This window comes from Aeromicrobium sp. CnD17-E (assembly GCF_024124745.1).
Taxonomy (GTDB): domain Bacteria; phylum Actinomycetota; class Actinomycetes; order Propionibacteriales; family Nocardioidaceae; genus Aeromicrobium.
This window is the reverse complement of the sequence record NZ_JAMXRU010000116.1, coordinates 1-9,171: the sequence shown is the minus strand read 5'-3', so window position 1 is coordinate 9,171 and position 9,171 is coordinate 1. Positions and strand designations below refer to the sequence as shown.

Annotated in this window: 7 protein-coding genes and 1 riboswitch; all 7 genes read right to left on the bottom strand. The window is 71.6% G+C overall.

Annotated elements, in window-relative coordinates; all coding sequences use genetic code 11:
• On the bottom strand, positions 1–496 hold a 496-nt coding region (locus NH339_RS15865), incomplete at its 3' end, for a thiamine phosphate synthase (protein WP_253026998.1).
• Complete coding sequence (thiM, locus tag NH339_RS15860) at positions 493–1,284, bottom strand: hydroxyethylthiazole kinase (RefSeq protein ID WP_253026997.1); 792 nt, start codon at positions 1,282–1,284, stop codon at positions 493–495. The genes NH339_RS15865 and thiM, both read right to left, overlap by 4 nt.
• Positions 1,273–1,366: riboswitch (TPP riboswitch) on the bottom strand. It overlaps the preceding gene by 12 nt.
• 128 nt (positions 1,367–1,494) lie before the next feature.
• Entirely contained in the window at positions 1,495–2,520 is a 1,026-nt protein-coding gene (gene ilvC, locus NH339_RS15855; protein WP_067856459.1) for a ketol-acid reductoisomerase, read from the bottom strand.
• Between the two features lie 34 nt (positions 2,521–2,554).
• Positions 2,555–3,088: an acetolactate synthase small subunit gene (ilvN, locus tag NH339_RS15850; protein WP_067856456.1), complete on the bottom strand. Its 534-nt coding sequence runs from the start codon at positions 3,086–3,088 to the stop codon at positions 2,555–2,557.
• Between the two features lie 31 nt (positions 3,089–3,119).
• Positions 3,120–4,907 (bottom strand): acetolactate synthase large subunit, encoded by a 1,788-nt coding sequence (locus NH339_RS15845; RefSeq protein WP_067856453.1) that lies wholly within the window; start codon positions 4,905–4,907, stop codon positions 3,120–3,122.
• 897 nt (positions 4,908–5,804) lie between these two features.
• A complete protein-coding gene (locus NH339_RS15840; RefSeq protein ID WP_253026996.1) occupies positions 5,805–7,256 on the bottom strand; it encodes an SDR family NAD(P)-dependent oxidoreductase in 1,452 nt (483 codons plus the stop codon).
• Positions 7,256–8,974: a dihydroxy-acid dehydratase gene (gene ilvD, locus NH339_RS15835; RefSeq protein ID WP_253026995.1), complete on the bottom strand. Its 1,719-nt coding sequence runs from the start codon at positions 8,972–8,974 to the stop codon at positions 7,256–7,258. The genes NH339_RS15840 and ilvD overlap by 1 nt, the downstream gene beginning before the upstream one ends.
• Between the last annotated feature and the right edge of the window lie 197 nt (positions 8,975–9,171).

Here is a 9,171-nt window from a genome sequence, read left to right as displayed (position 1 = left end):
CGAGGCCACCGATGCCGACGAGCGGCAGCCGTCCGCCGACCCGTTCCGCCACCGAGGCGACGCCGGCCAGGCCGAGTGCTGGTGCCGTGTCGTGCTTGGTCGGGGTGTCGTGGACGGGGCTCACGGCCAGGTACGTGCACGCGGCGAGGGCCGCCGCGTCGTCGAGCTGCCCGAGCGTCTCGACCGACCAGCCGACGACGGCGTCGGGACCGGCGGCAGCCCGCAGCACGGTGGGGTGCGCGTCCGCGAGCCCGCCGTGCACCCCGTCGGCCGCCGGGAGGACGTGGTCGTTCGCGACCACGGGCACCCCCGAGCCGACGAGTGCCTCGCGCAGCAGCCTGACCTGGGCCTCGACCTCGGCGGGCGAGGCCTGCTTGTCACGGACCTGCACGCAGGTGACGCCGCCCTCGACCGCGGGGACGACCACGCGGCGCAGGTCGGCACCGAAGGACGGGTCGGTCACGAGGTAGAGGCGCAGGTCGGGGACGTCGCTCATGCCGGCACCGGACGGACGCGCCCGACGAGCTCGAGCCCGTCGGGGTCGGCCAGCCGGTCGACGAGCGCGACCCGCAGGCTGGCCGGACCCTGCGCGACCGTGGCTGCCGACGTGCCCGCGGCCGCCAGCAGCCCCATGGCTCCTGCAGCGGCCTCGAGCGGGTCCTCGACGACGGCGCAGGCTGCCGCGACGAGGGCGCTCGACGAGCAGCCGAGCGCGGTGATCATGGGCATCCACGGGTGCCCGCCGACCACGTGGAGCGTGCGGTCGCCGTCGGTCACGACGTCGACCTCCCCGCTCACGACGACGACGCACCTGTGCTCGCGGGCGACCAGCACGGCTGCGTCGTGCGCGTCGTGCGACGCGGCGAGGCTGTCGACGCCCCGCGAGCCACCGACGGCGCCGGCGAGGGCGAGCACCTCCCCCGCGTTGCCGCGCACCACGGTGGGCCGCAGCTGCAGGAGGTCGGCGACGAGCTCGCGGCGGTAGGCCGTCGCGCCGACGGCGACGGGGTCGAGCACCCAGGGCGTGGCGTCGGCCTGCGCCCGCCCGGCGGCCAGCCGCATGCCGTCGGCCCACGACGGCGACGGGGTGCCGATGTTGACGCAGACGGCGTCGGCGAGCGCTGCCATGTCGGCGGACTCGTGGGGATCGTGGACCATCGCGGGCGACGCGCCCGCGGCGGACAGCACGTTGGCTGCCAGGTCCATCGAGACGTAGTTGGTGAGGCACTGCACGAGCGGGCTGCGCTCGCGCAGGGCCGTCGTGACGGCAGACGTCGGATCCATGTGTCTCCCTCGCGCCGGTGCTAACCGGATCAGGTTCGGCGGGTGTCATCTCAGCCCCTGCGGGGCACCCCGGACACGTCGACCATAGCGAAGGCCCCCGTCCGGTGGACGGGGGCCTTCACAAGGTGGGCGTCAGCGAGCGGCCCCGACGCGGAGCGTCATCGAGCGGCCCCGACGCGGAGCGTCATCGAGCTGCCCCGACGCGGAGCGTCATCGAGCGGCAGAGCCCTCGACGTAGTCGGCGTCCTGCTGCTTCCACGAGAAGTGGGAGCGCAGCACCTTGCCGGTGGCCTCGATCGGGTGCTGGGCCTCCTGCTCGCGCAGGGCGAGGAACTCGGCGGCGCCGTTGTCCTGGTCGTCGATGAACCGCTTGGCGAAGGTGCCGTCCTGGATGTCGGCGAGGACGGCCTGCATGCGCTCCTTGACGGAGGCGTCGACGACGCGCGGGCCGGAGACGTAGTCGCCGTACTCGGCCGTGTCGGAGATGCTCCAGCGCTGCTTGGCGATGCCGCCCTCCCACATGAGGTCGACGATGAGCTTGAGCTCGTGCAGCACCTCGAAGTACGCGATCTCCGGCTGGTAGCCGGCCTCGGTCAGGGTCTCGAACCCGGCCTGCACGAGGTGCGACATGCCACCGCAGAGCACGGCCTGCTCGCCGAAGAGGTCGGTCTCGGTCTCCTCGGTGAAGGTCGTCTTGATGACGCCGGCGCGGGTGCCGCCGATGGCCTTGGCGTAGGAGAGGGCGAGGTCCCAGGCGCCCTGGGTGGCGTCCTGCTCGACCGCGATGATGTCGGGGATGCCGCGCCCGGCGACGAACTCGCGGCGGACGGTGTGGCCGGGTGCCTTCGGGGCGACGAGGAGCACGTCGACGCCGGCCGGGGGCTTGACGTAGCCGTAGCGGATGTTGAAGCCGTGGCCGAAGACGAGGGCGTCTCCGTCGACGAGGTTGGGCTCGATCGACTCGGCGTACACGTGACGCTGGACCTGGTCGGGGGTCAGCACGACGATGACGTCGGCCTCCTCCACGGCGTCGGCGACGTCGAGGACGCGCAGGCCCTCGGCCTCGGCCTTCTCGCGGCTCTTGGAGCCCGGGGCGAGGCCGATGCGGACGTCGACGCCCGAGTCGCGCAGGTTGAGGGCGTGCGCGTGCCCCTGGCTGCCGTAGCCGATGACGGCCACCTGCTTGCCCTGGATGATGCTGAGGTCTGCGTCGTCGTCGTAGAACAGCTCGGCCACTGGTTTCTCCTGGTGTCGTGGTGTGGGTCGGGGGTCAGGCGCTGTGGTGCCCCGGCACCGTCCGCAGCGTGCGGTCGGTGATGGAGCGGGCGCCTCGTCCGATCGCGACGCGACCGGACTGGGCGATCTCGCGGATGCCGAACGGCTCGAGCACGTTGAGCATGGCCGTGAGCTTGCCGGAGTCGCCGGTCGCCTCGATGGTGACGGCGTCCGTGGACACGTCGACCACCTTGGCGCGGAACAGCTGGACGGTCTCGAGCACCTGTCCGCGGGTCTGCGCGTCGGTGCGGACCTTGATGAGCATCAGCTCGCGCTCCACGGCGGAGGACGAGTCGAGCTCGACGATCTTGAGGACGTTGACGAGCTTGTTGAGCTGCTTGGTGACCTGCTCGAGGGGCAGCTCGTCGACGTTCACGACGATCGTCATGCGGGAGATCTCGGGGATCTCCGTGGGGCCGACGGCGAGGGAGTCGATGTTGAACCCGCGCCGCATGAACAGGCTCGAGACGCGCGCGAGGACGCCGGGCGTGTTCTCGACCAGGACGCTGAGGGTGTGCTGGGTGGTCATGCCGTGTGCCCTGCCTCTCGGTGCCGGTCGCTCACAGGTCCTCGTCCTCCCACTCGGGCGCGAGGTCGCGCGCGATCTTGATGTCGTCGTTGCTGGTGCCGGCGGCCACCATCGGCCAGACCATGGCGTCGCGCTCGACCACGAAGTCGATGACGACGGGTCGGTCGGTGATGGCCATGGCCTGCTCGATGGTGGCGTCGAGCTGGTCGGGGCTGTCGCAGCGCAGGCCGACGCAGCCGTAGGCGTCGGCGAGCTTGACGAAGTCGGGGATGCGGCGCGCACCGATGGACTCCGGGCCGGTGTTCAGGTCGGTGTTGGAGTAGCGGCCCTCGTAGAAGAGGGTCTGCCACTGGCGCACCATGCCGAGCGAGGAGTTGTTGATGACGGCAACCTTGATCGGGATGCCCTCGAGCGCGCAGGTGGCGAGCTCCTGGTTGGTCATCTGGAAGCAGCCGTCGCCGTCGATGGCCCACACGACGGATCCGGGCAGGCCGACCTGCGCACCCATCGCGGCGGGCACCGAGTAGCCCATGGTGCCGGCGCCACCGGAGTTGAGCCACTGGCGGGGACGCTCGAAGTCGATGAAGTGCGTGGCCCACATCTGGTGCTGGCCGACACCGGCCACGTAGGTGGCCTCGGGGCCGGCGATGGCGCTGATCCGCTCGATGACGGTCTGCGGGGCGAGACCCTCGCCGGGCGTGTCGTACGCGACGGGGAACTTGTCCTTAACGGCGAGCATCTGCTGGCGCCAGGCGGTGTAGTCGCCCTTCGTGCCGGTCTCGTCGGCCTGCTTGCGCAGCGTGACGACGAGGTCGGCGATGACCTCGCGGCAGTCGCCGACGATCGGCACGTCGACCTCGCGGTTCTTGCCGATCTCGGCCGGGTCGATGTCGGCGTGGATGACCTTGGCGCCGGGCGCGAAGGTCTCCAGCTGCCCGGTGACGCGGTCGTCGAAGCGGGCGCCGAGCGAGATCAGCAGGTCCGACTTCTGCAGGGCGGCGACGGCGGCGACCGTGCCGTGCATGCCGGGCATGCCGAGGTGCAGCTCGTGGCTGTCGGGGAACGCGCCGCGCGCCATCAGCGTGGTGACGACCGGGATGCCGGTGAGCTCGACCAGCATGGCCAGCTCGGCTGCGGCGTCGGCCTTGATCACACCGCCGCCCACGTACAGGACGGGCCGCTCCGCGGCGGCGATGAGGCGCGCAGCCTCGCGCACCTGCTTGCCGTGGGGGCGCGTGGTCGGCCGGTAGCCCGGCAGCGCGAGCTCGTTCGGCCAGTGGAAGGTGGTGGTGGCCTGCAGCGCGTCCTTCGCGACGTCGACGAGCACGGGTCCGGGGCGGCCGGTGCTGGCGATGTGGAACGCCTCGGCGACGACGGTGGGGATGTCGGCGGGGTCGGTCACGAGGTAGCTGTGCTTGGTGATCGGCATCGTGATGCCGCGGATGTCGGCCTCCTGGAAGCCGTCGGTGCCGATGAGGCTCGACGAGACCTGGCCGGTGATCGCGACGATCGGCACGGAGTCCATGTAGGCGTCGGCGATGGCGGTGACGAGGTTCGTCGCGCCCGGCCCGGAGGTGGCCATGCAGACGCCGACACGGCCCGTGACCATCGCGTAGCCCTGCGCCGCGTGGCCCGCCCCCTGCTCGTGACGCACCAGCACGTGGCGGATGCTCGAGTCGAACAGCGGGTCGTAGGCGGGCAGGATCGCGCCGCCGGGGATGCCGAAGATGACCTCGACACCAGCGTGCTCGAGCGACCGGACGAGGCTCTGGGCGCCCGTCAGCGTGTCGCTGCTCGGCCTCGTGACCACTTCCGTCATCGCTTCGTCCTCATCTCGTCTGGTCGTGCCCGGTGGGTGTGCTGCGTGCTCGTCGGCCCCGGCGTGGCGCCGGCCGGCGTCCTGTCCCCTCGCATGAAAAAACCCCCGGCCAATGATGGCGCACGGAGGGTGACGCGAGACGGCGGGTCGTCGCGTCAGTCGTCTACGACAAGGCGGGTGAACGGCACGTCGACAGTCTCGCCCTCCCGCGCGGCGTGGTCAAGTTCTGAGACAGGACGTACCAGCATCCGGACGGGCTGCCGTCTGGCGGGGTCGATCGTGACCTGGGACGTGCGCTGTCGGCTGGAGGGGACCTTGCTGGTGCGCTGCCTGCGGGGGTCTCGTCGTACTGGTGCGCTGCCTGCGGGGGTCCTGTCTTGCTGGTGCGTAGCCTGCGCGGGTCTTGTCTTGCTGGTGCGCTGCCTCGGCCGGCGCTGGGGGGTGGTCTCCGCAAGGGCCTCGACCGGGCGGCTGGGCGGGCCCGTGGGCTTGGTTCTCGGGCTGTGGCTCGCGTGGGACGCAAGAATCTGCGTTCGTGCGCTGGTTTTCAAGGATGCTGCGTTTGCTACGGGATCCCGTCAGCAACGCAGAAGCGTTCGACCTCAAACGCGCAGACGAAGAATCGTGGGTGCCCTTGGGAGTGGGGTGGGCGGCGCAAACGAAGAATCGTGCGTCCACCCCGAGCGCGACCCGCAGCCCGAGAACCCAGACCAGCGCGGTCGCCAGACGCCCGGTCGAGGCCCTTGCGGAGACCACCTCCACGACCCGCCGCACCGGCGCAGCCCCACCCGAACGAGGAGCCGCACCGACGCAGCCCCACCCGACCGAAACCCACACCAGCGCAGCCGCAGGTCGAGCGAGAAGCCACACCAGCGCAGCCGCAGGTCAGACGAAAGGTCACCAGGGCGAGACGGCGTAGTCCTTGAGGAACACGCCGTGCACGTCCTCGCCGGCCTCGCCGCGGACGATCGGGTCGTACACGCGGGCGGCGCCGTCGACGAGGTCGAGGGGGGCCTTGAAGCCCTCCTCGGCGAGCCGGACCTTGGTGGTGTGGGGACGTTCGTCGGTGATCCAGCCGGTGTCGACGGCCGTCATGAGGATGCCGTCGGTCTCGAGCATCTCCCCCGCGCTCGTGCGGGTCAGCATGTTCAGCGCCGCCTTGCTCATGTTCGTGTGCGGGTGGCCGGGTCCCTTGTAGCGGCGGGAGAACTGGCCCTCCATCGCCGAGACGTTGACGACGTAGGTCCGTCGAGCGGGCGAGGCGGCGAGCGAGGGGCGCAGCCGGCTGATGAGGATGAACGGGGCCGTCTGGTTGCAGAGCTGGACCTCGAGGAGCTCGAGCGCGTCGACCTCGGAGACCGTCTGCACCCAGCTGTTCGTGTCGACGACGTCGGGCACGAGCCCGCCCGCGTCGATGCGGTCCAGGTCGGCCGAGCCCGCCGTCATCGCCTGCTCGAGCCGCTCGGAGAGTCGGTCGGCGGTGGCTGCGTCGGCTGCCAGCACGGGGTGCGACTCGACCGAGCCGACCAGGGCGGCCGGGTGCAGGTCGCTCGTGTGACCGAACGTGACGAGCTCCGGCCCCCCGGTCTCCTGGCTCAGCCCGGGCGGCAGCGGCACGCCCTCGGACTCGGCCAGCGGGCCGTAGGCGCCCGGCGACCGCCGGACCGTCTGCGCCGCATTGTTGATGATGATGTCGAGGTGCCCGCGCGCCGCGAGGTCGTCGGCGAGCCCGACCACCTGCGCGGGGTCGCGCAGGTCGATGCCGACGACCCGCAGTCGGTGCATCCAGTCGGCGCTGTCGGGCAGGCTGGCGAACCGACGCACGGCGTCGCGCGGGAACCGGGTGGTGATGGTGGTCTCGGCGCCGTCGCGCAGCAGCCGCAGCGCGATGTACATGCCGATCTTGGCCCGTCCGCCGGTGAGCAGCGCCCGACGCCCGGTGAGGTCGGTGCGCGCGTCGCGCTTGGCGTGGCTCATGGCCGCGCAGTCGGGGCACAGCTGGTGGTAGAACGCGTCGACGAGGGTGAACTTGCGCTTGCAGATGTAGCACCCGCGGGGCACCTGCAGCACGCCCGCCGTCGCCCCGCGCGCGGTCGACGTCAGCGCGATGCCCGCCGTCTCGTCGTCGATGCGCTGCGCGGAGCCGGTCGCGGTGCGCTCGACGACCTCGCGGTCGGCGGCGGCGGTCGCTGCCCGCGCGGCCCGGCGCCGCTGCTTCTTGACGTCCTTGTAGAACGCGCCGCAGGCACGACGCAGCGCCACGTACGCCTCGTCGTCCTCCCCCAGGAACTGCGCCTCCCCGAGGACCTTCAGGGCGGTCGCGAGCTCCTCGTCGGTGAAGTCGGGCACTACCCGGTGACGGCGCCGTGCGCCGCGGAGCTGACGAGCTTGCGGTACTTGGCGAGCACGCCGGACGTGTACTTGGGCGCCGCCGGCTCCCAGCCGACCTTGCGCCGCTCGAGCTCGTCGTCGTCGATCTCGACCTCGAGGGTGCGGTTGGCGACGTCGAGCGTGATCGGGTCGCCGTCGCGCACGAACGCGATGGGGCCGCCGTCGACGGCCTCGGGGGCGACGTGGCCGACGCACAGCCCGGTGGTGCCGCCGGAGAAGCGGCCGTCCGTGAGCAGCAGGACGTCCTTGCCGAGACCCGCGCCCTTGATGGCCCCGGTGATGGCGAGCATCTCGCGCATGCCCGGTCCGCCCTTGGGTCCCTCGTTGCGGATGACCACGACGTCGCCGGCCGTGATCGTGCCGTCCTCGAGGGCGTCCATCGCGGCGCGCTCGCCGTCGAAGACGCGCGCGGTGCCGCGGAACACGTCGGAGTCGAAGCCGGCGCTCTTCACGACGGCACCCTCGGGCGCGAGCGACCCGCGCAGGATCGTGAGCCCACCGGTCTTGTGGATGGGCGCGTCGAGGGGGCGGATGATGTCGCCGTCGAGGCCGAGGTCGATGTCGGCGAGGTTCTCGGCCATCGTGCGACCCGTGACCGTCATGACGTCGCCGTGCATGAGTCCGGCGTCGAGCAGCGCCTTCATGATGACCGGGATGCCGCCGACCTTGTCGACGTCGTTCATGACGTAGCGGCCGAACGGCTTGAGGTCGCCGAGGTGCGGGACCTTGTCGCCGACGCGGTTGAAGTCGTCGAGGGTGAGCGGCACGCCCGCCTCGCGGGCGATGGCCAGCAGGTGCAGCACGGCGTTGGTGGAGCCGCCGAGCGCCATCACGACCGTGATCGCGTTCTCGAAGGCCTCGAGCGTCATGATGTCGCGGGCGGTGATGCCCCGGCGCAGCAGCTCGACGACGGCCTCGCCCGACTTGGCGGCGTAGTCGTCACGACGACGGTCCGGGGCGGGCGGCGCGGCCGAGCCGGGCAGGCTCATGCCGAGCGCCTCGGCGGCGGACGCCATCGTGTTCGCGGTGTACATGCCGCCGCAGGCGCCCTCGCCGGGACAGATCGCCCGCTCGATGCGGTCGACCTCCTCGCGCGTGATGAGCCCCTTGATGCAGGCACCGACGGCCTCGAAGGCGTCGATGATCGTGACGTCCTTGCCGTCGACGTTGCCGGGCATGATCGAGCCGGCGTAGAGGAACACGCTGGACAGGTCGAGGCGTGCGGCCGCCATCAGCATGCCGGGCAGGCTCTTGTCGCAGCCGGCCAGCAGCACCGAGCCGTCGAGCCGCTCGGCCATCATCACGGTCTCGACGGAGTCGGCGATGATCTCGCGGCTGACGAGCGAGAAGTGCATGCCCTCGTGGCCCATGCTGATGCCGTCGGAGACGCTGATGGTGCCGAACTCCAGCGGGTAGCCGCCTGCGGCGTGCACACCCGTCTTGACCGCCTTGGCGAGCCGGTCGAGCGAGAGGTTGCAGGGGGTGATCTCGTTCCAGCTGGACGCGACGCCGACCTGCGGCTTCGGCCAGTCCTCGTCGCCCATGCCCACCGCGCGCAGCATGCCGCGCGCGGCGGTCTTCTCGAGACCGTCGGTGACGTCGCGACTGCGGGGCTTGATGTCGACGCCGGGCTCGGGCGTCGGGGCGGGGCGGCGTTCGGGGGTCTCGCTGGGCATGGGCTGATCCTACGACCGGGCGGCTCGGCGGCGTCCGCTGGTCATGTCGCCGCCTCGTCGGCCCGGACGAGCAGCCGCACGGCGAGGCGACGCAGCCGCTGCTCGTCGTCGCGACGCGCGACCTGGAGCCTCGCGCTCATGGCCTGCGGCGTGATCCCGAGCTCCTGCGCAGCGGCCCGCTGCGTCGCATGCCGTTC

Excerpts from the sequence above, each read along its gene's own strand:
- thiM (WP_253026997.1), bottom strand. The coding sequence starts at position 1,284 with ATGGATCCGACGTCTGCCGTCACGACGGCCCTGCGCGAGCGCAGCCCG.
- ilvN (WP_067856456.1), bottom strand. The coding sequence starts at position 3,088 with ATGACCACCCAGCACACCCTCAGCGTCCTGGTCGAGAACACGCCCGGC.
- ilvD (WP_253026995.1), bottom strand. The coding sequence starts at position 8,974 with ATGCCCAGCGAGACCCCCGAACGCCGCCCCGCCCCGACGCCCGAGCCC.
- NH339_RS15845 (WP_067856453.1), bottom strand. The coding sequence starts at position 4,907 with ATGACGGAAGTGGTCACGAGGCCGAGCAGCGACACGCTGACGGGCGCC.